The sequence below is a fragment of the Butyricimonas sp. Marseille-P2440 genome (assembly GCF_900091675.1).
GTDB classification, from domain to species: Bacteria; Bacteroidota; Bacteroidia; order Bacteroidales; family Marinifilaceae; genus Butyricimonas; species Butyricimonas synergistica.
This window is the reverse complement of sequence record NZ_LT594608.1, coordinates 52,136-78,145: the sequence shown is the minus strand read 5'-3', so window position 1 is coordinate 78,145 and position 26,010 is coordinate 52,136. Positions and strand designations below refer to the sequence as shown.

General features: G+C 49.6%; 21 protein-coding genes. 5 read left to right on the top strand and 16 right to left on the bottom strand.

The features are described from left to right. Positions 1-76: 76 nt before the first annotated feature. The 11 genes from BN8899_RS03870 to BN8899_RS03820 form a co-directional block, all read right to left on the bottom strand. Entirely contained in the window at positions 77-2,026 is a 1,950-nt protein-coding gene (locus BN8899_RS03870) for a 4Fe-4S binding protein (protein ID WP_065218386.1), read from the bottom strand. A 24-nt stretch (positions 2,027-2,050) separates the two neighbouring features. Beyond that, complete coding sequence (locus BN8899_RS03865; protein ID WP_065218385.1) at positions 2,051-3,628, bottom strand: DUF6850 family outer membrane beta-barrel protein; 1,578 nt, start codon at positions 3,626-3,628, stop codon at positions 2,051-2,053. 26 nt (positions 3,629-3,654) lie between these two features. Further along, a complete protein-coding gene (locus BN8899_RS03860) occupies positions 3,655-4,863 on the bottom strand; it encodes a DUF4876 domain-containing protein (RefSeq protein ID WP_065218384.1) in 1,209 nt (402 codons plus the stop codon). Between the two features lie 12 nt (positions 4,864-4,875). Then, positions 4,876-7,722, bottom strand: a complete 2,847-nt coding sequence (locus BN8899_RS03855) for a TonB-dependent receptor (protein WP_065218383.1) — start codon at positions 7,720-7,722, stop codon at positions 4,876-4,878. 41 nt (positions 7,723-7,763) lie between these two features. Then, a complete protein-coding gene (locus BN8899_RS03850) occupies positions 7,764-8,051 on the bottom strand; it encodes a hypothetical protein (protein WP_065218382.1) in 288 nt (95 codons plus the stop codon). Positions 8,052-8,124: 73 nt separating this feature from the next. Next, a complete protein-coding gene (locus BN8899_RS03845; RefSeq protein ID WP_065218381.1) occupies positions 8,125-8,715 on the bottom strand; it encodes a Spy/CpxP family protein refolding chaperone in 591 nt (196 codons plus the stop codon). Beyond that, a complete protein-coding gene (locus tag BN8899_RS03840) occupies positions 8,712-9,269 on the bottom strand; it encodes an RNA polymerase sigma factor (RefSeq protein ID WP_065218380.1) in 558 nt (185 codons plus the stop codon). Before BN8899_RS03840 ends, BN8899_RS03845 begins: the two co-directional genes overlap by 4 nt. 142 nt (positions 9,270-9,411) lie before the next feature. Then, a complete protein-coding gene (locus BN8899_RS03835; RefSeq protein WP_065218379.1) occupies positions 9,412-11,091 on the bottom strand; it encodes a metallopeptidase TldD-related protein in 1,680 nt (559 codons plus the stop codon). A 36-nt stretch (positions 11,092-11,127) separates the two neighbouring features. After that, positions 11,128-12,813 carry a TldD/PmbA family protein gene (locus BN8899_RS03830; RefSeq protein ID WP_065218378.1) on the bottom strand — a complete coding sequence of 562 codons (1,686 nt, stop codon included), beginning with the start codon at positions 12,811-12,813 and terminating at the stop codon, positions 11,128-11,130. A gap of 364 nt (positions 12,814-13,177) precedes the next feature. Then, a complete protein-coding gene (locus BN8899_RS03825; RefSeq protein WP_082986895.1) occupies positions 13,178-14,608 on the bottom strand; it encodes a bifunctional metallophosphatase/5'-nucleotidase in 1,431 nt (476 codons plus the stop codon). A gap of 34 nt (positions 14,609-14,642) precedes the next feature. Continuing rightward, complete coding sequence (locus tag BN8899_RS03820) at positions 14,643-15,692, bottom strand: tyrosine-protein phosphatase (RefSeq protein WP_082986894.1); 1,050 nt, start codon at positions 15,690-15,692, stop codon at positions 14,643-14,645. 172 nt (positions 15,693-15,864) lie between these two features. Between BN8899_RS03820 and BN8899_RS03815 the strand changes: the two genes are divergently transcribed. The 3 genes from BN8899_RS03815 to BN8899_RS03805 all read left to right on the top strand — a co-directional run bounded on the left by BN8899_RS03815 (position 15,865) and on the right by BN8899_RS03805 (position 17,449). Beyond that, positions 15,865-16,176 carry a hypothetical protein gene (locus BN8899_RS03815; RefSeq protein ID WP_018338209.1) on the top strand — a complete coding sequence of 104 codons (312 nt, stop codon included), beginning with the start codon at positions 15,865-15,867 and terminating at the stop codon, positions 16,174-16,176. A gap of 77 nt (positions 16,177-16,253) precedes the next feature. Further along, positions 16,254-17,057: an AraC family transcriptional regulator gene (locus tag BN8899_RS03810; protein WP_065218376.1), complete on the top strand. Its 804-nt coding sequence runs from the start codon at positions 16,254-16,256 to the stop codon at positions 17,055-17,057. Positions 17,058-17,083: 26 nt separating this feature from the next. Beyond that, complete coding sequence (locus BN8899_RS03805; RefSeq protein ID WP_065218375.1) at positions 17,084-17,449, top strand: VOC family protein; 366 nt, start codon at positions 17,084-17,086, stop codon at positions 17,447-17,449. A 40-nt stretch (positions 17,450-17,489) separates the two neighbouring features. Here BN8899_RS03805 and BN8899_RS03800 read toward each other — a convergent pair whose 3' ends face one another. Both BN8899_RS03800 and BN8899_RS03795 read right to left on the bottom strand, forming a co-directional pair. Further along, complete coding sequence (locus BN8899_RS03800; RefSeq protein ID WP_065218374.1) at positions 17,490-18,779, bottom strand: MATE family efflux transporter; 1,290 nt, start codon at positions 18,777-18,779, stop codon at positions 17,490-17,492. Positions 18,780-18,967: 188 nt separating this feature from the next. Then, the gene (locus BN8899_RS03795; protein ID WP_065218373.1) at positions 18,968-19,738 is read right to left on the bottom strand and encodes a GNAT family N-acetyltransferase; all 771 of its coding nucleotides are present in this window, start codon (positions 19,736-19,738) and stop codon (positions 18,968-18,970) included. Positions 19,739-19,828: 90 nt separating this feature from the next. Between BN8899_RS03795 and BN8899_RS03790 the strand changes: the two genes are divergently transcribed. Beyond that, the gene (locus BN8899_RS03790; RefSeq protein WP_065218372.1) at positions 19,829-20,305 is read left to right on the top strand and encodes a YbaK/EbsC family protein; all 477 of its coding nucleotides are present in this window, start codon (positions 19,829-19,831) and stop codon (positions 20,303-20,305) included. Here the strand turns inward: BN8899_RS03790 and BN8899_RS03785 are convergent. Beyond that, complete coding sequence (locus BN8899_RS03785) at positions 20,235-22,355, bottom strand: HelD family protein (protein ID WP_065218371.1); 2,121 nt, start codon at positions 22,353-22,355, stop codon at positions 20,235-20,237. The two genes, BN8899_RS03790 and BN8899_RS03785, sit on opposite strands and share 71 nt — an antisense overlap. A gap of 203 nt (positions 22,356-22,558) precedes the next feature. Then, on the bottom strand, positions 22,559-23,326 hold the full coding sequence (locus BN8899_RS03780) for a LuxR C-terminal-related transcriptional regulator (RefSeq protein ID WP_187376760.1): 768 nt from the start codon (positions 23,324-23,326) through the stop codon (positions 22,559-22,561). A 125-nt stretch (positions 23,327-23,451) separates the two neighbouring features. Between BN8899_RS03780 and BN8899_RS03775 the strand changes: the two genes are divergently transcribed. After that, positions 23,452-24,603 (top strand): bacteriophage abortive infection AbiH family protein, encoded by a 1,152-nt coding sequence (locus tag BN8899_RS03775; protein WP_231932257.1) that lies wholly within the window; start codon positions 23,452-23,454, stop codon positions 24,601-24,603. A gap of 228 nt (positions 24,604-24,831) precedes the next feature. Here the strand turns inward: BN8899_RS03775 and BN8899_RS03770 are convergent, their stop codons facing one another. Then, complete coding sequence (locus BN8899_RS03770) at positions 24,832-25,875, bottom strand: alcohol dehydrogenase (protein WP_065218369.1); 1,044 nt, start codon at positions 25,873-25,875, stop codon at positions 24,832-24,834. Between the last annotated feature and the right edge of the window lie 135 nt (positions 25,876-26,010).

Sequence of the window (26,010 nt, the reverse complement as noted above, 5' to 3'; positions counted from 1 at the left end):
ATTGGCGGGAGATTCTTCGCTCCGCTCAGAAGGACAACGGCTGGGGAAATGACTTTTGACACACCTTTGTCAATTGTTAAATCGCGGGATCTATTGTTTTGCCCGGTTGTTTAAAACTGAGGGTCGGATCCATATCTTTCACGGAGCCGTCCTTGAAGTGAATTGTCCATTGTGGCGATTGGAGATATTCCCATATCTTGTTGTCATCAAGGACGTCTTTCACGTAGGTGATGCGGATAACGGACATATCGCCGCGGAGAGCCGTTTCGTAAGCCAGGATACCGGGGTTATTGGAAAGGAAGCTACCCAGGTAAGGGAGTTGGCGTTGGATCAACGGTTTGTCGATTCCGGGGTAGTCCATCTCGTAGACGGCTGTGGCGACCTCTGCATCGTATTTCTCCCGGTTGCCTTTGAACGCGGAGGATGTTTTCGGAAACATATATTCCAGGAACTCCTGGCGTCCTATCGTGTCCACTTGGTCGGATACGCTGGTCAACTCGTAGTTGCAGATGATCTCCTTGACACCGCCGCCGTGTACCGGCATTTCAAACTTGCGGGTTTCCACGATTCCTTGCAGTTCTTTTTTGTCGATCGGTTTGTTCACGTCCATGTATAACTTTACTTTCACCGGGCAGCCGTATTCGGACACGATGCCGTAGAAGCCTTCTCTTTCCTTGATGATGTTGCCCAGGAAGGTAATATCCATCCGGTCGAAAAGTTTATCCACCTCGAGGGTGACAATCTTGAGTTGCTCCACGTTTGCCGGGGGCGTGTTCAGTTTGCGTTTCGTGGGGGTGAACATACTTTCCTCCACTTTTTCTTTGGTTGTTTCGCTCGGGTCGTAATGAATCACGACGGCAAAACGGTTCACGTAGGTAGTTACCCCGTAGACTCCCGGTACGGTACGCATCTTGTTCGCGAAGGCTTTCGAGCTGCCGAAACATTTCACGGTGCGCATTCCGTCCCGTTCAAAGGATTCCAGGCGTTCGATCTTTGCTTCGTCACCCCAGCGCTCGTCGATAGTCGGTAATTCCCAGTGTTGTGACATCCACAAGGCAAGGAAGAACAGGACGATTACCAGGATAACCGGTACCCAGCGCAAGCCGGGACGGCGATTGATATTCAGTGATTTTTCGGGACAAGAGGCGATACATTCGCCGCATAGGGTACAATCCACGTGTTTTACCACTTTCATGCTCTTCACGTCGATCTGCTGCGGACATTTCCGGCTACAAGCCCCGCAATTGTTACACGTCGATTCGTCTTTCGTGATGCGAAGCAAGGGGAACACTTTGCTCTCGTAGTACACGATCTCGAAGATATAGCATATCACGCAAGCAACACCTAGCAACCAAACCCACGGCATGGATAAGCCGAGTGCCCCGGCGATCAGTGAAAGGACTACCAGTCCGGCGAACGTGAGGGTGAATTTGAAAATATTGCTCAACGCTCCCAGCGGACAGATGTATTTACACCAGAACATATTGATGAACAAGCTGCCGAGGAAGAGCAGGAGCATGGAGATAACCGTCATCCAAGCCGTGATTTCTCCTCTGAACCCGGTAGCCATAGCGTAATAGGGGTCAAAGTTCTTGCAGAAAAGTTCACTTGTCGTGATGGTCATGTAGAATATCCAGAACAGGATGATGTACTTGAATACCCGCAACACTTTGTCCGCCACGGAACCCATGGGAATTTCAAATTTAATCTTCATTTTTTTGCGAAGGACGCTCATCCACTCCGTGATGGTGCCGAGAGGGCAGACGTACCCGCAGAATAGTTTGCTGAACAGGATGACCCCGATTGCTAACACGATACCTATCATGATCTGCACGATAGACATACTACAAGCGAGAGTATTTGAATTCAGGAAGGTTGCTAGTGATTCCAGTCCACCTAGCGGGCAGTATGCTTCAACATCGGCGGGCTTCCCTCCAAAAAATACTTTCACGATAAATCCGACAATGAGTGCAATCACACCTAATTGCAGTACATGCCTCCATAAATTCTTTTTAATTTTGCTCATGATGTTTCTTTAGTTTTATGTTATTTAGAATGAAAATCCTAACATTACTTTGACCGTCGTCCGGTCGTCGTTTTTGAAACTGCCACTCAGCGCCCTTTTCCACGTGGCGTGGGCGTCCGCGTACAGGTTCATGCCTTTCTCCTTGTTCAAGAAGTAGGTATAGCGGGCTTTCAGTTGTCCCGTGAATTTGTCTGCCGTGATGTAATCGAATTCACGTTGCAGCAGGTCGGTACGTTGTTTGTAGAGGTCTTCCCCCGTGATCTCGTCCGACACGCTCTTTACTTTCAACATGGTGCCGTCGCCCACGGCGTAGGCAACACCGATACCGCAGTCGAACATCCCTTTTTTGCATTGGAAATTCTTGTTAAAGGAGGCGTATCCTTCCGTGTTTTCCCATTTTTGGGAATATTCCACCGGGTAGAGGCGATACGTGTTTTCCACGTTGAAACCTTTCACTCCCACGCTGGCGTTCCACGAGTTGTCGAGCGTGGCACGATCCCGGTAGAGGGTGTAGCTCACGTCGTAAGTGGTGGCGTCCTGCGTGTTTTTGTTTTTCTTCCCGTATTGGATCCAAGTATTGTAACCGTCGACGAGTTCATTTTTCTGCATATTTTCAAATCCGTGTGTTTCATTGAAATGGGCTTCCCCTTTAATCACGTGGTGAAAGTTATTCCCGTCGATATTCATTTGTCCGTTGTAGGAATAAGTGGTGCGTTCCATGTTGCCGCCCCTTTGTCCCTGCACGTAGTTTATCCAAATAGATTGCTCGGCTTTCTTCCCGGTAAACTGGTTCAGGAATCTTACTTTCCCGGTTGTCAACTCGAGTTGGGCTGATCCTCCGTAAGTATTCGTCGTGTAATTGCGGTCTTCCGAGTAATTACTGGTTGTGATGGAAGAGGTGTAAAACCATAGCCCCTCGAAATAATAGACTTCGTGGTTGATGCCTTCCCCGAAAAGTTTGTTGGTCACTTTTTCCGTCATGCGCTGGTACAGGAAGTTTGCTCCCAAGTTGAAATATTTCGATTTGTACATGACTCCCGGGTAGATCTCAAATTCCATGTAGGTGTTGGTGTTCCGCACGTCCTTTTTCTTGGAATTGGAGGCTGCCTGATAATGGACGTAGCTGCCGACAGCCCAATGTTCGCCGAACGTGGTACCCACTCCCGCGTCTAGTATGTAGGATTCCAACGTCTGGCGTCCGGGTACGGAATCAGCGAGGAAGAACGGTGTCGCGTAGGGATCGAGTACGCTCGACCACGATTTGTTTTGCCGGTGGATGTAGTCGAAGGCGAATTTCCCGTAGAAGTAGACTTTGTCGATCTTCCGGTAAGATTCAGCCAAGATCTTCGTGCCGAAGGCAGAAGTCGGGTCGAACACGTTTCTGAAATCCCCTTTATCGTATTGGAATCCGATTTCGGCAAGGGAGAAGTCTGAAAAACGGTTGAACGTCAATCCCGAGGCATTGTGCGAGTTAATCCACGGGTTGTCTGCTTTCAGACGCTCCATGTTGTAGATGTTTTTATCCTCTTTTTGAGCTGAAAGCGATAATGTGCTGCCCAAGATGAGGCTTAAACCTAAGGTATATATTTTATTGAATTTCATAATACTTGCGTTTTAGGGTTATGACCTCATTTGTTTTTCCAGGAAGGTACTGTTGTTTCCAGGTCTAAGGTTGAATTGTTCGTGTCCTGGTAAATGATCCTTCCATCCACGACTTCCTCGACTTTCCTGATGGCAGCCAGACCACATCCGGCGGCACCACCCTCGATGAAGAAGTATCCGGCGTCGACATGGGTTACCAGGCGTTTGTTGTTCTTGTCGGCGCTGGTGACACACTCGATTCCGTCGAGAACCCATTGTTTTGGTATTCTCAGGTAATCCAATGATGATGAGGTTCCGCCCGGTGCTTTAGTAATGTTTTTGGGGTTCGCCACGTATTGGGCGGCGGTTACTCCTTCTATCTTGAATAAGATCATTGCTTTAGCGGCATTTGCAATCGGGAATGCTTTGGTATTTTCCTTTGTCCTCCATATGCACTCCAGGTGTTTTACGCCGATGGCTGGTTTCTGTACTTGGGCGGAACTCATATCGAATTTCTCTGTCCAGAACGCGTAATCTGCTTTTGACAGGTCAATGGAATTGGGATGAAGTGCCTTGTGATTTATTGCCGAGTAAGCGATCACGCACTCTTCTCCCGGTTGCAGGGGATAATCTTTGCCGGTTCCCGGGAATTGCCATGCCATTTGATCTAATGGTATCGAATCCATGAGGACGCCATTATCGTAAACGAATTTGCTGGGCGAGTTACTAGTCATCGGGGTTACCATCCCGATACAAATACTATCGAGGTAAGCCACTTTGTTCGAGTTGTTGTAGATGCTCAGGTACGTGTCGTACGTGTAATTTTTCCCGTCATTGCCGATGCATCCGAAGTGATAGAATTCTTTGATAATTACTTGAGCCGTGGTCGCCGTGATAATTTCCATCGGGAAAGGTGTGGCGGCTTGTGCCTCTGTTTCGCGGGAAAGGACGATGTTCTCGAAACGCCCGTTAAAGATGTGGATGACCCCATCGTCCGCGATATGCTTGTGTTGGAAACTCGCTTCGTAGAATCCGTATTCGGCGTTGAACGAGGCGGTGCCATTCGCGTTACAGTTGCTCTTGTATTGTACGCCGTTCGACGTGTTCCGCAAGGTCACCACGATCGGAGTCCGGTCCATATCGGCAAATTCTTCCGGGAAATCCAGTTGGACTTGAATGCCCGTGTATATCTTTTCGTCTTTAAGACAGCCTGTCATAAAGAATAGAGCCAAAAGAGAGTATATATATTTTTTCATGGTATTCAGAGTTTAGAATTTTAACTTGAGTTCTGCGCCGAAGCTGATGTCGGAGTTCATTTTCTGGTGTTGTCCCGTGGAACGGTAGTAGCGTTTCGGGGACGAGTTCGTCAAGTTGTTCACGTAGAACGAAAAAGTCGTCTTTTTGCCGATCTCTTTCGTCAAGTGTAGATTCATCATGAAATAGGGATCTAGGTTATCCTGCAACAAGAATTTCGGTTTGGAGCTGAGGATCAGGTTCTGGAACTCGGGCATCTTGGCGTGTTCGTCCGTGAAGGTATAGACATTACCCGCGAGATCCATGTAATGGGTCGGGTTGATGTACTTGTTATGTTGCGAATCCTTGTTCGGGTTGCCGGGGACGATGTTGCCTGCCTCGTCTTTCATGTAGATCATGTTCTTCCCGTTGTAACTGAAGGTACGTTTACTGTTGTCTACCCACACGCATTGCGTGGTGAGGCTTATGATGAACCGCAGTTTGGGGATGTGCGTGATGATTTGGAAATTCGTGTTGAAACGTTGGGCTGTTCTTCCGTTGTCGACACCGTTGTCCGTTCCGGCGTAGATACCGGCGTAGGCGTAAGAGGTGGTCGACTTGTCACGCATGAGCGGGCTTTGGTCAGTCCGCTTCTCGTAGCGGTAAGCCCCGGTAGCGATCAAAGAAGTCCGTATAGCGGGTATCATCCCGAAGTCGAGGGTGTATTCCACACCCCATTTCTTGATGCGGTTGCCGTTGCTGGGACTGTCGTAGGAGATAAAAATGGAGTCCTGGTATGATTCCGCTATTTTGCCGTCGTCATAGACGATTTCCCCGTTGATGTATTCCGGTTTGGTCACGATGTTCAGGTCTTTGTGTCGTGTCCAATGGAACGGAATCACTTGTTTGCTGGTGCTGAACGCGTCTTTCAGGTTCTCGCGGTAGTACGCTATGTTTGCCCGTATCCCGTAGAGGTTGACGTCCACACCGAATTCCATGTTGGTGCTGACCGGGGTTTTCAAGTCGGGATTGTCCGTCGGGGTGACCTGTGTGTGATACACCGCGAGCGTCGTGTCGCCGTTTATATATTGGAAAGCGATCCTGTCCGTGTATCTCGGGTCGGGGTACAGGTAGTACATGGTAGGCATCTTGTGCTGTATTCCCCAGCCTCCCCGTACACTCAGGTGTTGCAAGCCTCCTTTTTTCCATTTCTGGTCGTAGAGTACTACCCGGGCGTTGAAACGCGGATCGACCATGATGTCATAGTCCGCGGCGTCCGTGCTGATATTGGACAGGCGAACCCCGGTGGAGAGTTCAAAGAATTGTTGTTTACTCAAGGGAATGGTCAATTTGTTCTCCGCGAAAAAGGAATACTCGTGGATGGCAGGAATGTCTTTGAACGAGCGGGGACGTAATCCCGAAGCGGGTTGGTATTGCCCGTATTGTTTCCCGTCGCCTTCATTGCCTTTTACTTTCCATTCGGCACCGATCAGAGCACTGTTGTAGAGAGAGCCGTATTTGCCGGACAGGTTGGCAACCACTTTGGCTTGGGCGCTGTAAGGTTTTCCCTCTACCCAAAACGTGCTGAAGTATTGTGCCGGGAGGAATGTCCCCACGTTGGGACCCGTTTCGGTTGCCGACGTGGTCGGTTGCATACTCCCGGAGTTCCATTTCTTCTCGTAGTTGTATTGTTTGCCGTATGACCCGGCTAACGTGTATTTCAGGTTCGTGATCCATGCCTTGTTCAGCATCCAGTTCCCGTAGAGGTTCAGGCTTGCCTGTTTGTCCTCGGCTTTGTACAACCGATCTTGTTTCATGTCGGGGTCTTCTTTCTGCTTGTCGAGGGTCATGTGACCGTTGAATTTGGCGTTGAAGCTAAGCGGTGTCCGGTCTTTGTTGAAGGTGTTGGAATAGCCCAGTCCCAGCGTGATCCGGTTGAAGGTCGTGGAGGGCGAGCGGTTGTCTTTGTTGGAGTAGGAGTAGTCCATGTTGGCGTTGAAGAATCCTTTGTTCTCCCCGAGGGCGAATCCTTTCGTGGCGCTCACCTGTTTGATGTTCGGGTCGGTTTTGAACCCGACTTCGAGGGGAGCCTGTCCCGCTCTTGTCTTCACGATAACGGCTCCGGAGGTTAAGTCCCCGTATTCGGCGGAAGCGACCCCGCTGATGACTTCTATCGACTCGACATTGTTGATCGGAATCTGACGGGTGTCGATACCTCCCTCGCTGCTCGTGGAGAAAGCGTTGTTGTCCGATGAGCGAGTCTGCATATTGGCGTCATTCGAGAGTTGTGCCCCGTCGATGATGATGGCGGTTCCCAGTGCGTTGGTCGTGTTCGGGACAGCCGTTCCGTTCGTGATAGGGGGCAAGTCGCGGATGGTGATCTGGTTGATCTTTGTCAACGATGGGTTGAAGGTCAACACTCCGGGGAGCAGCTGCATGATGTCGGTGAGGCTGGTCGCCTGCAAGTGGTCGATAGCCGTTTTGTTGATCGAGTAGGAACTGTTCAGTTTTCCTCCCGATTTGGCGGTCACTGTCACCTCGTTGATAGCGAGCGATTCTTCTTCCAGCCGCAGTTTGTAGTTCAACACGTCTTTCGTGAGTACCATTCTCATCTCGTAATCCTTGTACCCGAGGCACGAGGCGGTGACGGTGTATGTCCCCGGTTTGATATTTTTGAAAGTAAATACGCCTTCGAGGTTCGAGGTCGTCCACATATTCAGTTCTTTGATATGGACTACCACGACCGGGAGGGTTTCTCCGGTTTTGGAATCAAGGATAGTACCCTCGAATTTTACCTTTTTTTCCGCTTCCTGTGCAGTTACAGGAAGTTGACTTGTGATAAAAATGCACAAGCATAGAAAAATGAAACGATAAAGACTCATAGTTAATTGTGTTTGTAGGTTAAGTTGGTATTAGGTATTCGTCAAAACAGATTGATGTCCATTTTCTCTAGGTTCATGTCGTCGAGATGGTATTGCCCGATCCATTCTTTGAGCATCGAGTCACGGCTCTGCGTGTGCTCCACGTAATGTTGCAACCCGAGCATAATCATCCCCATAATGATGCCGGCTGCCACGCTCATCCCGAGGTAACGTTTCTTGAACCGAAACTCGTGTACGCGCAGTTTGGAAAGGCGGGCGATCACCTGATCCGTGAAATCGGGCGATACCGTCCTGACTCTATCTTTTTGAATTGCATTTTCCCACTTCATGACGCTTGATATTAGGTATTTGTTTGTTTAGACAACGGGTGGCAAGATTACTTGCGCGGGGTATTCGTTTTTTTTACAGCAGGGAATCTCTTTCTTGCTGTCGGAGCCTGTCCTCGGCTTGGTTGTCGTAAGTATAGGCTTTCGTGCAGCGTCGGCATTTTTCCTTTTTCTCGCTTTTGCTGCATTTGGTTTTGCACTCCGTGCAGTGTTTGTCGATCTCCAGAATGTCGATAAATATCTTGTTCAGTTTCTTGGACTGTTCCGGGGTACAGATTTTTTTCACGTTCAGCAGGTGGTATATGGTCTGCTTTTTCAATGCCCGGTGCAGGAACCCGACCGACCTCGCCGTGTTGGTCAGTTCTTCCATGGAGGGTTCAGGTTTTGCCAGCTCGTGCAGTAGCCGGTAGCGGTTCTGGCAAAGCAGTTTCAGGACGGTTTCGTGCCTCTTGAGCACTTGTTGGTCCAGTTCCATGAGTTGGGCGTATTGCTCGTCCGTCAACTCGAGTTCTTCTCTTAAAAATTCCATGTTCAATTCTTGGCTCGTGTTCTCTGCCGGTTGTTCCCGGCTCGTGTTCTGCCACAAGAAAACCAGAAGAGCGGTATTTACCATCAGAAAGATGATATTAAACCAGTAAAATAACTTGTTCTTGCTACCCGTTGTCATGTCAAATCGTTTTTATAGTTACTGAAATATTTTTCCAAATAGCTTTTTGCCCGGAACAGGAGGGATTCGACGGAAGCGAGGGAGATGCCCATAATTTCCGCGACTTCCTTGTAGGGGCGTTCTTCATATTTATTTAAAACCAGGGCGATCCGCTGCCTTTCGGGCAGGTTCTTGATCGCCTGGTGGAGATGTGATATGATTTCTTCTTTCTCTATTTTCTCTTGTGCCAGATCGTCTTTCGAGGCGATGGATATGGAGGTGTCCCCCTCGAGGCGTATCCTTTTCATCTTGTACCGGACGGATTTCTTGTAATTGATGGCTTTGTTGACGGCTATGCGGTATAACCACGTGGAGAGTTTGCATTCTCCCCGGAATTTGTCGAGGGATTCGTACACTTGTATGAATACTTCCTGCGCGAGGTCTTCGGCTTCTTCCTTGTCGTGAACAAAAGCGTAACAAGTGTTGACGACGATCACTTTATAATCGTCTACCAAATCCTTGAAGGCTCGTTGGTCGCCTTCAAGGATAGCTTTTATTCTCAATTTCTCACACATGCACAACTTCCGGGTCAAAAAACAGTCAATCGATGGTATCGCCGAACGCGATATTTTTAGTCTTTACAGCTACACGGCTGTTCCTTGTATTGTTTTGTATATTAGAATGTTGATGAATCGATACGATGCAAATATAATAGAATTATTCAAAATAAATTGTTAACGGGAAGCGGAGTGCCGGCTCGCTTTCTTTCTTTACTTCCGCCTTTTTGATTTCAATATCTTCCAGCAAGAGGGCAGATGGGTAGATAATGGACGACATCACTTCCCCGTCGAGCAGGTAATTTGCCACGTTTTCTTTGTTAGAGATTGCGCTCAATCTTCTCAGGTGCGACAGCGTGATCGGCATGATCTCTCCCGTGCGCACGAGGGTTTCGCTGCCGTCTTTCACGTTTACCTTATAGATACGGGTGGCGTTCCCGGCTATCTTGCGCACGATGTAGGCGTGCGGCAAACCTTCTGATTTGGCTATTTTCAGCAGGTTCTTTTTCAGCGTTTCCGGTTTCACTGCGTTCCTCGCCGACACGTGGATGGTGCCGGGGGCTGTCTTGTACGCTATCTCCCGAGCGGAAACGATATACCTCGAACTTCCGGTCGTGTTCTCGCAATTCAGCGTGGGAACTCTCCCGTTCAGCAGATTTTTCAGGATGCCGTTCTCTACCAGCGTGACTTCCTGTGGCGGGACTACTCCCTCGGCGTCGATCTCGTAGGCTCCGTACAGCGGGGTGTTGTTGTATTTGCCCAGCGTGCTGTAATTCTTGACAGTCAACCGGTTGTCGATGATCTTCAGACCCATGCGGGGTGCGATGGAGTTCACCTTGTATTGCGATGCCGTGCGGGGATCTTGCGGGGTGCGGTAGGCGAACAGTCCTTCCTGGCTCAGCAGGTTCTCCCGCAGGATGGAAGCAGCAGCACTTCCCTCGAACAGGACGGGACCGCAGTAATACGGGTCAATGGTTTCCGCCTTTTTCAGTGCGGTGAGTTGTTCGGCGAATTTCTCGATTCTGCTTTTCAATTCTGCCAGCGACGGCAATTCTTCCGGTACGCGAGCCGTGATCCCGAGGGCATCTTTGATTTGCATACCGTCTTCCGTGCGGGTGGTGGCTTCGGCATGAAGGGTCACGATGCGTACGGGCTGTTTTACCACGCTGCCCTCGGAGGTCGTGAGGTACACTTCCATGTCCGTACCCGACAATTGCACGGAAGAGTTATACAATTCCGGGTAGGAAGCGAAGATCGCCGATAACGCCCGCAGGTTGTCTTCCCATAGTTCCCGGTTGTAAACGAACGGCACTTGGGGTGTGATGATCTTTTCCCGGGCTTCTATCTGCACGAGGTCGGGGAGCCGGGTTTCTTCGCCCGTCTGCACGTTCCGTTTCTGCATACTTCGTTTGGTAATCCACTCGCGGGAGGCATTCTTGTAGGCGTAGTCCGTGGCGAGCCAGTAATCTTGGCGGAGCAGGTCGTAATCCGGTTCCATGGACAGGATTACCCGGGTATGTCTGCCGAGGTAACGGCTGTCGCTGTTTTCCTTGTAGTCGCCCAGCAGTAGTTTGACGGAACCTACCAGCTGGTTCGGTTTCTCGGTCGATCGTGTGATGGCACCCAGCGTTGCCTCTATCTCGAAATGTCGGGATGCCCCGGTAGCGTACGAGATGAAGAACGGTTTCTGCACCTTGGGCAGGCTCAGTTGTTCCATGCTACGTTGCAACTCGTCCTGCATGGCTTTGATAATAACGTTGTCTTTGTCCGTTTGTGCGGTGACCGGGGACAGGCTTCCGAGAAGGAAGAGGAATACTATATAGAGGATAAATCTTTTCATGTCATCAAGGGTTAAAGGTTTGTACTTCGGTTATTCTCATGGTTTCTCCAGGATAGGGGGCAGGTCGGAGGCTTTCGCCTTGCGCTGCATTTCTACTTTTTGGACGAGAATAGTCGGAGAGGTGGCTGTCACCGGAATTCCTCCCGATTCAGCCCCGCACGTCCCGGTAAATATCTCGGGCACTTTGCCGGCGTGGATGATGTTCGAGAACATGGAGAGGGGCGTCCCGATGAGGTCTACTCCCCGCACCAGTTTGTCGGGGCGACCGTCGGCATATACCTCGTAAACCTCGAGGGGCGTGACGTTGAAGGCATTTGCCCCGCGGCGGTTGGTCATCGTGAAGCCTCCCGTCACGCTTTTGAAGAAATAGCCCCGGTCTTTGCCTTGTTTCTTGATCTCGGCAACCAGCAATTGGCGCAGTTCTTCGTCTGTTTTCGGGTCGGAACTCTCTACCACAAGGTTGGATTGCCGCGACACGGGATCGTAGCCGATGTCGGCACGGGCGTGCCCGTTACTGCGGGGATGCGCGTCGAGGGGCGTCCGGGTCATCAGGAAGTCGTTTAGCTTGCCGTCGATCACGACGTCCACTCTTTCTGCTTTTACACCTTGGTCGTCATATTTATAATAGCCGTTCATGTCCTGCGCGGCGTAGTTCTTGAGTGTCGGGTCGGAGAATACTTGCAGGTGGGCGGGCAACACGTATTCGCCTACCATTTTCTTGAATGTCTGGGCGTCCTTGTCGCTTTTCATGCGTTGTCCCTCGATGCGGTGACCGAATATCTCGTGGAAGAATACCCCGCTGGCACTGCCCGACAGGATGGCGGGTCCCGTGTAGGGATCGACGATCGGGGCGTCCCGCAAGGCGATCAGTTTGTCCGCCATCGTGTTGGCGTCCTTCACGATTTGCTCGTTCGAGGGGAGTCCCTCCGGTGTATGGGCGAAATAGGAAAGTACGAGCGGCAATTCCATTCCGTCGTCCGCTTTCGTGGCTCCTTGCACCATGATGCGGGCATACGTGAGGTTCTGCACGACTTCCGTTCCCTCGGTGTTTAGCACGTAGATGCGTTTCACCGTGTAGCGGAAGGAGGCGTCCCCCCGCAATATCTTGGGGTGTTTCTTGAATATTGCCGAGATTTCTTTCAGCCGCTTTTCCCATGCATCGAGGTCTACGGTCGTCCGGTCGGCGGGAAGCGGAGCCTCGTAGTATTTTTCCGCGGGTGCTCCGGAGAAACAGGGCGCCTTGTCCTCTTCCGCCACGTTGATCGTGGTTTCGGCTCTTGCCGTCTGGTAGGCGTCGATGGCGAACTTGTAACGATTGTTTACCTCGTGCCAGATGGCTTGCCGTGTGGCGTTCTCGCCGTCCTCGTCCGTGGGAAGCACTGCGTATGACGGTCCGTGGAAACGGGAAATGGGGGTTCCCATCTGCTTGATCTTGAAGTTGTCAAACTCGGGACTACCGATTCTGATTTGTGGTACCAGCGTGCGTTCCCGGTTATTCTCTTTTGCGGTCAGTACCCCAAAGGAGGTGACCACCCGGGCATACTGTTCGTCTACCACCCGGTAGTTCATGTAGTACGGGGGAAATTCTTGCTTTTTCAGCTCGTCCATTTGGGCGTGTAGTTCTTTTCTCAGAAAATCCGTGAACTTGTCCTGTGCACCGGACAGGGAGGGAATCAGAAGGATGGATAGTATCCCTAAAATAATGAAACTGGTTCTTCTCATGGTTTATGTTGTTAGTTTTTTCTCTTTTCGTCACGGGTTTGGACAACCGGGAGAGATAAAACTTGCGCGGGAATAGGATAAAAAAGTTATATCTGTGCATTAGTAGCCCTATTTCCCGGGATGAGCTGGCTTTTGGGGTGAGTTTTGAGTGGCTATTAGGCGGGTTTCTACAGGCATCGCCTACTGTTCGCCCGTTTATCGCCTACTGTTCGCCCACGTTTTAGTATAAAATAAGTAAATTTAACGTACTCGATATTTCAGTCGTTTCGGGCAATTCCCGGTTTATTCATGGGTTAAAGAAATGCTTGCGGATAGTTCAACGCGGGTATTAATTACGTGTAACGCCGGAGTGTGGGTATGTGATTTATAGAGGAGCGTGTTGCTTGAGGTAGGTAAGCAGGGTTTCTATGACGGAAATTTCCGAGTGTATCCCGTTGCCTTTGCCGGGGAAGTCGTAGCGGGCGTTTATGTAATCGTTGAGGGCGACTTTGTAACGTTTGTTTGGCACGAGGGGAGTGCCGGACGGGTCGCAGAGGAGGACGTCGATGCCTTTGCCCGAGGAGTCCCGGACGATGGTGAAAGTGCCGCCGCCCATGAAGAGGTCGTCGAAGACAGTGGGGAGGAGTTCGTTGAAGCGATTGAGTAGCAATTGTTTTATGTCGTCGACAGTCATCTCCTGGACGACGATGTGATTGCCGAAAGGTTCGATGGCGAGCAGTGTCTTCAATGTGATGTCACCAGCCGGGATGCCCGATACGCGAATTCCCCCGCAGTTGTAGAAGGCGAAGTCGCAGAGGACGGCTTGCCGCATGGCGGAGGTGAGGAGGCGGGCTATCGCCTCGACGGTGAGGGGACGGGAGGTGGTGCCGACGATGGTGTCGAACCGGGGGGTGTCACGGAAATGCCTCACGAGGGCAAGGGTGGCGGGATGAAGCACGGTGATGGTGTCGATAGGAACGCTGCGATACGAGCGTTGGGTGAGTTTTTTGCCGGAGAATTTCAGGATGGTAATCCCGGCGTGGGTTAATGTCGCCCCCGTCTGTCCGATCATAACGTTGTTTACGATCTTGGGCTTGTCGAGCAAGGTGTGGGTGTGCCCGCCGATGATGACATCCAGCTCGGGCATATGCGTGGCTAGGATGGAGTCGGAGTGGATGCCGAGGTGGGTAAGACCGATGAGGGCATCGCATTCTTGTTTTAAATACTTGTAGCGGGAGGCGGTCTGTCGGAAGTCGTCGAAGGTGATGCTGTCGAAGTGCGTGGGATTGGCGTCGGGCGTGCCCTTGCTGGTTTCGACGATGCCGAGGAAGCAGAGCCGTAGCTCGCCGACGGTGATGGTGTAGTAAGGCGGGACGGTGTCTAGCTTGGCTCGGGAAGAGTTGATGTTGGCACAGACAATGGGGAAGGATGCCTCGTTGATGCGTTGGCGGAGAATCCGCTGCCCGTAGTCGAACTCGTGGTTGCCGAATGTGCCGACGGAATAGCCGAGCGAGTCCATGATGGTGATGATCGGTTTACCCCGTTCGTCGGCGTAATCGACGTAGGGATCACCCGTGAAACGGTCGCCGGCATCGACGAGGATGACGTTCGGGTGGCGTGCCTTTACGCGCTCGACAAACGTTGCCAGTTGCGGGAATTGGTCGATGTGCCCGTGGATGTCGTTGGTGGAGATGATGACAATTTCCTTCTCCGTGGGTTTACATCCGGCAAGCAGCAGGAGGAAGAACAAGAGAATGTCCCGGAAGTAAATACCGGGACGGTGTGTTGCCCGTTTGTTCATGTGTTTGCTTTTCATGGCTCGTTTTATCGGGCGGCAAAGATAATCAAAATTAGTAGAGGAACAGCTCCTTGAAGCGGGGGATGTCTACATTTAATTCTTTGACGAGGAAATTCTCCACGGTGCCGTGGTCTTGTTTTATCCGGTCGATTGCGGCTTGCAGGAATTCCCGTTTTACCGTGAGCACGGATTTAAGACTGGGGTTCTGCGCCAGTTCCTTGGCGTATTTATCGCCGAGGTAATGGTTGGAGGCGAGGTAATCATTCATGATGACCGCCTCGTCGACGCCCAGTGCGTAGAGAATGAGGGCGGCAGCCGTGCCCGTGCGGTCTTTTCCGGCAGAGCAATGGAATAGTAGGGGGGTGCGGGTGCTGTCTTGCAAGAAGCGGAAGAACGTCCGGTAGCGGTCGATGAATGCCGGTTCGGTGACGAGGTGGACGTATATCTGTGTCATGAGGCTGTCCAGTTGCACGGGATCGAGTTCGGAGAAACTGACGAGGGACAGCACGTTGCCCGGCTCGATGGATAGTTTGTCGGCGTGGCGGATGGAGGCAGGCAATTTGTCGGGAGCGTTGGCGATCTCGTTAGGTCCCCGGAAATCCACGACGGAGGTCACGGGGATACTAGACAAGTAGTGCAGGTCGTCTTCCGTGAGGTGATGCAGGTCGTCGGAACGGAACAGCTTGCCCCACTTGACGTGCCGCCCGTCACGGGTGGGAAAGCCTCCCAGATCCCGGAAGTTGTAACCGCCTGCCATGGGGAGTTGCCTCTCCGAGAAAGTGAACGTTTCTTTCGGGGTGACGAGCCGGTAATATTTTTTTTCCGGGGTGGGAATGGTAATGCGGTGGGGCATTTTGCTACCGGAATTGCCCTTGGTGAGAGGGGATTGCATGGCGTCGAGCGCATCAATGGAAGAAGCCTCGAATAGTGCCCACTCTCCATCTATTTGTAGGATGATTGTTGTTTCTTTGGTATTTTTATTGGCAGTGATCTCTGCCATGCCAGGCAGGGCGTGCCCAATAGTGATCGTTTTGTCAGGTGTCTTGTCTTTGCATGAATGGCATACGATGGTTGTGGTAATGATAATGATGGCTATTCTCATAGTGTGTTAATCGTGTTGGTTTTTACAAATATGCGAAAAATATTTTAGATACCTGCGGGGGAATGTCATGTATCTTTAAAAGTTTACAATAAATTCTTAATGTTTTCATAACATGGGTTTCGTGGTGTGATTTTTGTCATAAAGGTATGTATAACCCCTTAAAGATAAAGTTATGAAAGCAGCTTTGTTCCTTGAAAATGACCGCCTTTGCAACCTCGACGAGAACGTGCGCAGAAAGGAAATCAGAATCTCAACCATTACCACTGAAGAAGATAAAGTTGTTTCTATTAAAAACAGCGAGGTGAAGATCCGTAACTTTAATTCTTTTATATCGTGGCTTGTTGATCGCGGGATTAAGATGGTTTACGTTTCCGGTATTGACGAGAAGATTAAGCGTTTTTTTGAACAAGTCAAGATTATCGTGAACGTGAAGGAGAAGTCGGATCAGACGCTTTTGCTGTCAGAGATTACTTCAAGGGACTGAAAAAATGTCCCTTTTTTACAATACATCAAAGGTGTAATGCGTTATCTTTGTTGTATTGTTTAAAAATCTGTTTTTGAATGCAATCATTCCGAATGATAAAACCCGCCCCGGCTTTGGCTCCTTATGTCCGGCATTACTGGATTTTGGAGATTGACGGGGTTGTGCCCGTCCGTGAACGGGTGTTGCCTATCGGGTGCGTGCAGCTGGTGTTCCACAGGGGGGAGTCGCTGTTTCTGCCAGAGGAGGGACGGTTGCAGCCCCGGACGATGATCTGCGGGCACACGGTGGGGTTCTCGGATGTCCTCTCGACGGGACGGCTGGAGATGATTACCGTGGTCTTTCAGCCTCATGCCGCCAAGGCTTTCCTGCATATCCCGGTGCGGTTGTTCCACGGGCAGAGCGTGGCGATGGACGAGGTGGAAGATAAGGAGTTCAAGGAGCTGACGAGGCAAGTAGGCGACGCGGAGGAGCATGATGATTGCATCCGATTGATAGAGAGTTTCTTGATTCGCCGTTTATACACGTTCCCGGGGTACGAGATGAAGCGGGTGGCAGCCGTGTTGCACGAGATCGAGGTTTGCCCGCGGGTGGATATTCCTCGCTTGTCGAGTGTCGCTTGTCTCGGGGACAAGCAGTTGCGGCGGGTGTTCACGGACTACATGGGAACGACACCCAAGGAATTCGTGCGAATCGTGCGGATGCAGCGGGCGTTGTTTATGTTGCAACAAGACGTGGCGACACCCTTCGCACAGGTGGCTTACGCTTGCGGGTTCTCCGATCAATCCCACATGATCCGAGAGTTTAAACTTTTTTCCGGTTATACCCCGGCGGAATATCTTGCCGTTTGCGCACCTTATTCCGATTATTTCTCCCGTATGTAAAGGAGATAACCAATAAAGAAAGCTATATGAAAAATTTAATTGCGTTTTTTGAGATTCCTGCTGTCGATTTCCAGCGGGCTATCGATTTCTACGAGAGTGTACTCGATCTGGAACTTACTATCTTTGAATATGAGCACGAGAAAATGGCGTGTTTTGTCGAAGACGGGCAAACGATGGGGGCAATTGCCTCGGTTCCTGATTTCAATCCTTCCGCGGGCGGGGTGCTCGTGCATTTCCGTTGCAAAAGTATCGAGGAAAGCATCCGGAGGGCGCGGAAAAAAGGGGGAGAAGTGGTCATCCCGAAAACAAGGATAGAATCGGATTACAAGGGACATTTTGCCGTGTGCATGGATAGCGAGGGGAATCGCTTCGGGCTGTACATGGATAGGTGAGGTCTGTAAAGTCTTACAGGCTTTACAGACCTTATGGACTTTATAGACTCTTTTTTAAATACAGGTACGACTGAATGCCCAGCATGGCAACAAACACGTACTCTGCCATCAAGTACACCGCTAACGGGGCGGTGAAACAATAACAGAGCAGGTAGAGATAAATCAGGTAGACGGCGATGGTGGTCACCTGGAAGATGAAAGCCGTTTGGGTGTCGCCCGTGCCGGATAAAGCACTGATATACACGTAGCCGGGTACCGCGAAGATGTAGTTTAGCAGCATGACGATGAACGGGGTGAAGGCAATTCCGACCAATAGCGGGTTATCCGTGTAGCAGCCTATGATTTGCCGGTTGAGCAGTATGGCAAGCGCAATCAGTGGCAAGCCGATGGCGTACCCCAGCTTTAGTATCTTGCGGCAAAGCGGGAAAAGTTGGTCGCTCTTGCCCTCGCCGATCAAGTTACTCACGAGAGATGCCGTCGTGGCTCCCAGCGAATTGACGATCACGAAGAAGATCGTGGAAACGCTTCTGGTGATGTTGGATACCGCCAGTTGGACTTCCCCGAGGCGTTCGATGGCGATAAAAAACAGAAACCACGGTGCCACGCTGACGAAGGAGTGCATCATGCTCCACTTCGAGAGATGGAGTACGGCTTTCAATAGTTTTCGGTCGTAGACGGCTTGCAGCCCGTATTTTACCTTGTCCGTTTTGCAAAGCGTGTAAATGACCACGATGAGCAAAGAACCTGCCTCCGCGAAGGAGGACGCCATTGCCGCTCCCGATATGCCGAGGTCGAACGTGAAAATGAGCAGGTAGTTGCAAGGGATGTTGATGAGTACGGCGATTATTGCCGCCAATGTCAGAACCGTGGTTTTGGTGATCCCGACGTAAAAGGAACGGAATGCCAAAAATGGAAACGAGAAGAGTAGCCCGAAGCACCGCCAGTCGAGGTAATCCACTACAGCCCGGTAGATTTTGGGCGAACGGATAAAGTATTTCAAGAGAGTTGGGGACACGAGGGCGGAGATGAAGATGAGGGTTACTGCCAGTCCACCGAGGAAGAACAAGCCTTGAAAGAATGTCCTGCCTGTCTTTTCATATTGTTGCTCCCCGTTGCGGCGTGCGATCATGACTTGCAGCCCGAGGCTGAACCCGAACCCCAGTATATAGATAGCCATGTAATAGACTCCTGCGAGGGCGGATGCCCCCAGTTCCACTTCGCCGACGTGCCCGAGAAAAACGGCATCGGTGATATTGATTAATTGCTCCATTAATATGCTCATCATCACGGGATAGTTGATGAGCCAGATTTGTTTGTAAGTATAATTCATCGCTCAATGAGAATAGCACGAATGATATAGGGTCATTCGTTGATGTAAATAATTGAATATAAAACTCTCTGCCGGATCGGGATGATCCGTTACGGCTGAATAGCTTTGTTTGGTAAGTGCTATTCGTGGAGCGTAGCTATATGCAGAGTTTCATAAGTCGATGAATGTTCTTTTGTTCAATGTTCGCGCTACAAATGTAGCGATAATTTGTCAAACCTGCTATCCATGCAGGCGCTGATGTCCGTCGTGATGAATTTGCCGTTGTAGAACAGGCTGAATATCGTGGCGGGAGTCGGGGCATTTTGGGCTTGCTCCATGGTTTCCAGCTTGATGATTTTCAGCGGGATGTTTCTGTTCCGAGCCGTTTCGACCAGTGATTCCCGGATATGGTATTCCGTGAAAGGACAACGATTGGAGTAGTAGACGACCAGTCCCTCTTTGTCCGGACATTCGCCGCTTAGCACGCTGGCGTTGAATTTGGGGGTTGCCGCTTTGGGGGTGATCTTTTTCACGAGAAGGCTAAATCCGGAAGGGAGTTTCTCCACGGCTTCGAATCCTTGCAGGAGGAACCATTTGGTGTCGCCCATGAACGGGAATTTCTTCGTGCCGACCACGGTCGCCAAACCGTCTTTGCCTTGTGCTATGGCATCGTTGATGGCGCTTTGCAGCAAGGCTTTGGCGTATCCTTTGCCCTTGTATTGCCCGGCAACCCAAAGGCAGTTGATCATCAGATAGCCGGGAGCCTCCACCGGGAGCCATGCTTTTTCCGCGGGACCGTATTCAATGAAGACCTTTGCCCGTTCGTCAAGTCGGCGGAAGACGTACCCGTTGTCAAATTCCTTTTTCAGCCATTCCTTTTTCAGCGCGTAGCTGTCCTTGCATTTCTTGTCGGAAAAAGCGCAACAGATATGTTCTTTGTCGATGTTCTCCCGGGTCAGGGTAATGAATTGTGCTTCCATGCGTTCAGCAATTTTGTTCCCGGCAAAGGTAGTTTATAATTGTCTGATTGCCTATATTTGCCAGGTAAAATAAAGAAGAGAGGTTCGCTTATGTCATTGGAAAAAGTAAAACAATACTTCGATACCCTCGGTTTGGGACAGCGGGTGATGGTGCTGGATCAATCGAGTGCTACCGTCGAGGAAGCGGCTGTTGCGGTCGGTTGTGAGCCGGAACGGATAGCCAAAACGATGTCGTTCCTGCTGGGCGAGGAAGCCATACTGATCGTTACTGCCGGGGACGCCAAGATCGATAATAAAAAATATAAGGCACATTTTCACCAGAAGGCGAAAATGATTCCGGGAGAACTGGTGGAACAATACGTGGGACACGCTCCCGGAGGCGTGTGCCCGTTCGTGATTCCCCCGGGGACGAAGGTGTTTCTGGATGTATCCCTCAAGCGCTTTGATGTGGTTTATCCGGCAGCGGGAACGAGTAACAGTGCCGTCGAATTGTCGATCAAAGAACTGGAAGATTGCTCCGGGTGCACGGGGTGGATTGACGTGTGCAAAGACTGGTCGGAGGAATAAAACGGCTCGCTTTCCCGTGGCAAGTGAGTGTCAGCCGGTGCATTGCCCGGGTGGCGGCGACGTAGAGCATACTCCTGTCGATGGGGGTGTTGTAGTTTTTGTCGTCCGTCCGGGGGACGATTACCTCATCGAATTCCAGCCCCTTTGCCATGTGGGCTGATGTGACGATAATGCCTTTGGCAAAAGCGGAGCTTTGGTTGGAAAGGAAATAAATGCCGTCCGTGTATGTCTTGAGTTTTTCGGTCATCTCCTTTGCCTGTTCTTCGGTTTTGCATATGATCCCGAGGGATTTGTGGTTCGATGCCTTGAATATCGATAGCAGACCGGCGATGCCGGCAATTTCTTCTCCCGGGTCGGTGAATTGAAGAATGGCGGGGTGTTCCCCGTGGCGCATGACGGGTTCCAGCTCGTCGTTGGTCTGAATCTTTTGCGCGAAATCGGTAATCTCGAAAGTGGAACGGTAACTTTTGCATAGTTTCATCACCTCGCCCGTGACGAACGCTTTCCGGATCATGTCGGCAGTCGACGAGCCGTAAGGATTCACCGATTGGCAGGCATCCCCGAGAATGGTTTTTCGGCAGGGATAAAGTTTTTGGATGACCTTGTACTGTACCGGGGAATAATCCTGCATCTCGTCGATCAGGAGGTGTTTTACCCGGTGGCAGGCTGCGTTCCCGTCCAATGCCATGTGCAAGTACGCTAAAGGTGCCAGATCGGCGTATTCCAACGTATGGTTCTTGCGCGTCTTGAACATCTCGGGCTTCCCGATCCACCCGAAGAAGTCTTTGTACACTTGCAGGTCATTGTTGCCCGTGAACATTTTCTGTATCTCCTTCTTCAGTAGATTCCTCTCCGCCGTGGTTACCGTGAAACCGTATTTGACTTTCATCCGGTCTAAAATATAGTCCGTCATGGTTTCAAATCGCTGGCGCATGGGATAGCGGTTGAATCGCCGGAACTGTTCCTCGATAAATTCAGCCGGAATGGTAATCAGCCGCGTGAGTTTTACATCCGTCGCCTTGAAATAGTGGTTCTCCATGTACAGGATAAATTTGTCCAGCAGCGAGATGAACTCGAACGACGCCTTGTATTGTATCCGCTCGATAAAGTCCGGGGCGGGTTTCCCGAGTAATTCCGTTACTTGATCGAAGAAATTGCGGTAGCGGTATTTATGGTCGAGTATCCCCGAGAGAATCTGTTCCATGCTGGTTTCGGGTACGGTTTCTTCGCCGAGTTCCGGAAGCACGTTGGAAATATAATCGGCAAAGACTTTGTTGGGCGAAACGATCAATATATCCTTGGAAGAAATATCCCCTTTCAGGGTGTAGAGCAGGTAAGCGATGCGATGCAGGGCGATGGAGGTCTTGCCCGATCCTGCCACTCCCTGTATGATGAGCACGGGGGCATCCTCGTTACGGATAATCCGGTTCTGTTCCCGCTGAATCGTGGTCACGATGTTTTTCATCTTGTCGTCGGCGTTGGCACTCAACTCCTTTTGCAGGATGTCGTCGTGAACGGTCAGGGAACTCTCTATCATGTATTCCATTTTCCCGTTGCGAATGCGGTATTGCCGTTTGAGCGAAATCTCCCCGCAGATCTCTCCCGCCGGGGAAAAATAAGCTGCTTCTCCCAGTTCGTAATCGTAAAACATACTCGAAACAGGAGCCCGCCAGTCATAGATCAGGTTCATCTTTTGGTCGGCATCGTAGAACGTGTGTATCCCGATATAGAGAGGCATCGTTGCGCTGCCCTCTTTCCTCTCCCTGAAATCTATCCGCCCGAAATAGGGAATATCCAGAATCTTCCCCAACCGCTCTCGTTTATGAATCACCCCTTCGCCCGATGCAAAATGGCGCAGGATGCTCTCCCGCATGGAGCGTATCTCGTGAGGGTCGATGTCCTTGTTCGACCATAGGTAATCCTTGTACTCCTTCAAAGTATCCACGTGCTCTTTTACCGACTTGTCCGTGTTGTTTATCGTATCGTTGATGATACCGATGATCTGCCGTAAATACTCTTTCTCCTGTTCTTCTGTCTTGTTGAATATCATATACCTCTCCTTAGTTATATAAAAATGCACGAAAAGAGGAACAAAGTTAATTCAACAGGGGGAGGCAGTAAATAGTTATTTATAGCTATCTCAATAATCCACGTGACAATATTTTTTTGATGTTTTCTCTTTTAGTACCTTTTCGGGTATCGTTTTTATTTTGAAGAGTAAATTGATACCCTTTCGGGTATTTTTTAGAGCAATTATTTTAAAAGCCCTAAATCTATTCCTTTATTGATCGCTTCAATCGAATTCTGCACGTCTAGTTTGCGAAGAAGATTCTGACGGTGAATATTCACCGTGTGGATGCTGATACCGAGTTTGCAAGCGATCTCCTTGCTTAGCAATCCACCCTGTATCAAGTGTAGTATTTCTATTTCCCGTTCGGTCAAATTGATTTGCGGTGAGGATAATAGAGTCGGGGAGAACATATCCCCGTTTTTAAGATTAAGCACCGTGCAGTCTACCTGCCCGTGTTCTTTTTGGTCGGCAGCGATATCCATATTCCCCACGATCAACCACGCTTTTCCCGTGCGCTCCTGTTCCAGTACCTGTTGCCTGCTGACCACCCGTACATATTGTCCTTTGGCATTCCGCACCCGGAAGCTGTAAATATTGCAATAATCATTCCGCTGTTCGAGAGGCAAACTATATATAAACCGGCTTAGTTTTATCTGCAATTTTTCCAGTTGCGAGAAATCATCCGGGTGGAAACGGGACTCCAAATAATCCCCCTGTCTTTCCAGCGTGCTGATTTTACGGCTGTCATACCCTAGTAAATCCGCGAAATTCGAGGAAGCGAAAACATATTTGCCTTTATATACGTCAACCACAAACGAACAACTCCGGCTGATTCTCTCCATTTGGTGTAACACCGCCTTATCCCGCTCCCACACGGCATAATCAATATCCTCTGCCGCCAGGCATTGCCTTGCCCACATTTCTTCCCGGGTGATGTTGGTTGGTTTCATAATATCAAAAATACTATAAATTTCTGACAACAAGGAATCTTTATTCAAAAAATCTTTTCATGCACGAGTATTCGCATTTATCAGTCACTTTGTTTAACTTTACCTTATCGTTTATATTTGCCTTTATGCTTAAGAACTTGATTAACGGAGAACCTGTCAGGCATCTTTACGTGATAGGAAATGGATTTGATCGATACCACGGGGCGAAATCCACTTATTGGGATTTCAGGGGGTATTTAATCAGACATGATGACTTTGCGCTAAAGATGTTTGAGTTGTTTTTCGGGCCAAGGTCAATGATGAATAATTTTCAGTCTATAAAAGATTATTTGCTTTGCCTGCAATACGGGCGTGCTTTGCCTGCCCCGAGGAATACATGGGCTTGTAAATGTTTGTGGAGCGATTTCGAGAGATACCTCGGCGAGTTGAATCGGGAACGGGTATTTGACTTCGTGGATGAGGATTTATCGGAGTTGCACGAGGAAGAAGGTGGTTCTGGTGCGAATTTCCATGCAATTATAGAGCGGGTAAGCGATATTGTGAAGGAGTGTTCTGTCGAGATGCAGTATCATTTCCATCGCTGGATTAATACCGTGCATTACGAGAAGGGATTTAGGAAGAAAATGTTGCAACTTGATGGGGATGCAGCTTTTTTAAACTTCAATTATACATTGTTTCTTGAAACTGAATATGGCATTCCACGGGAGCAAATCGTGTATATACATGGAGATCGAAGACAAAGGTTTGGTAAGCTGGTGTTGGGACATCGTGTGGAGGATGATGAGGCGGCTTTTGATGAGTGGATTTATAAAAACAGAAACAGAAGAAGGTATCGTCCTAATTTGAAAGGAAAAAACGGAAGGTATTTCGCGAATGATAAGTTGGTTTATTTGGCTTTCTTTTTGGAAAATGAAACAAAAGGTAACTGGCGGTTTCCTGTCAGGTATTATGCCGTGGATTTGATAGAAGAGCGTTTGGAGGATTATTACAAAGAAAACGTGAAACGATGCGGAGAGATTATAGACCGGAATTGGGGATTTTTCAAGTCATTGCGGGAATTGCAGGAGATAACGGTACTTGGACATTCTCTGAGTGACGTGGATTTGCCCTATTTTGAGGCTATTCTAGACAATGTGGTTGATCCGGAATATTTGAAATGGCAATTTAGTTACCATAATGATGCTGATATATGTAGAATTAAAAGATTTTGTCGACAGCTGAAAATCCCAAAAGTGGAAAATGTCCAGTTGTTCAGCATGTCGGATTTAAAGCGTTAACTGGACTTGCGCCTATTCGCGTACCCTATGAACTCCAACTTGATAGGGCGGTACGCGACTTGTTAATTACATCCTTTGGATGAGAATTCTACTGCGTAGGCGTATTTGAAGTGCTACTTTTGTAGGACTTGTTTTTGAAAACCAAAGTCGTTAGTAGATGCGTCAGGCATTCGAAAACTACTTGTGAATGGTTATGAGGATAGGTGAAAATCTATCCTCTTTTTAGCTTCAGCTTTCTTTCCCTGTTATCGCTACTTTTATCACGCCATCCCGTTTATTCTCGAAAATGCGATATGCCTCTTCTATTTCGTTTAATGGAAATCGATGAGTGATGAGTGGGGTGGTATCAATTTTGCCTTCTTCTATCAAGTGAAGGATTTCGGCGCAATCGCACCCATCCACGCCCCCGGTTTTGAAAGTAAGGTTTTTGCCGTACATATCGGGTAAAGGTAGGAATTGCGGTTTGTCGTAAAGAGCGACCACGGTTACGATGGCGTTGGGACGGGCACATTCCCATGCCGTGCGGAAGGTGTCATTGCTTCCGGCTACTTCCAGTACCACGTCAGCCCCTCCATGATCACTATGCTGAAGGACGAATTCTTTGCATCGTTCCGGTTCGGTCACCAGTACATCGGGGTAGTGTTCCCGGACAAACTGAATCCTTTCCGGGGATTGTTCACAGACAATAATTCGTTTCGGTTTCTTTAGCATCACGCAAAGCAGAGTACATATTCCGGTTGGTCCGGCTCCAATGATGAGTACGGTATCGTCTTCCGTGATCTCCGAAATGCGTGTAGCCCAGAATCCGGTGGCAAGTACATCGCCCACGAAAAGAGCCTGTTCATCGCTCACCGTATCGGGAATGCGGTTGAGTCCGCTGTCGGCATAGGGGACACGCGCATATTCAGCCTGTCCGCCGTCAATGCGGCACCCCAAAGCCCAACCGCCATTGGGATCGGTACAGTTGTTCACGAATCCCTTTTTGCAGAAAAAGCACTCTCCACAAAAAGTTTCCACGTTCACGACCACCCTGTCCCCGGGTTTCACGGTAGTAACGTCACTCCCCGTTTGTTCTACAACGCCCACCATTTCGTGCCCAACGGTAATGCCCGGTACTGCCCGGGGTACACTTCCGTGTTTGATGTGTAGATCACTGGTACAAATACTTCCAAGCGTGACCCGCACGATGGCATCTCGTGAATCCTTTATTTGAGGTATCGGCTTCTCTTGGAGTCCGAACTTCCCTTTGCTTATGTATGTGCATGCTAACATTTAATCGTAAATATATGCTTTGATATTGAAACTAATAAGAAACGTTTTTCTTATCGGGTTTCAAATATAGGTTTTTAATCTCAAAAGAGAGATTTTGGAAGTTCTGAATATGACCTTTTACTACTGAAATCCCAA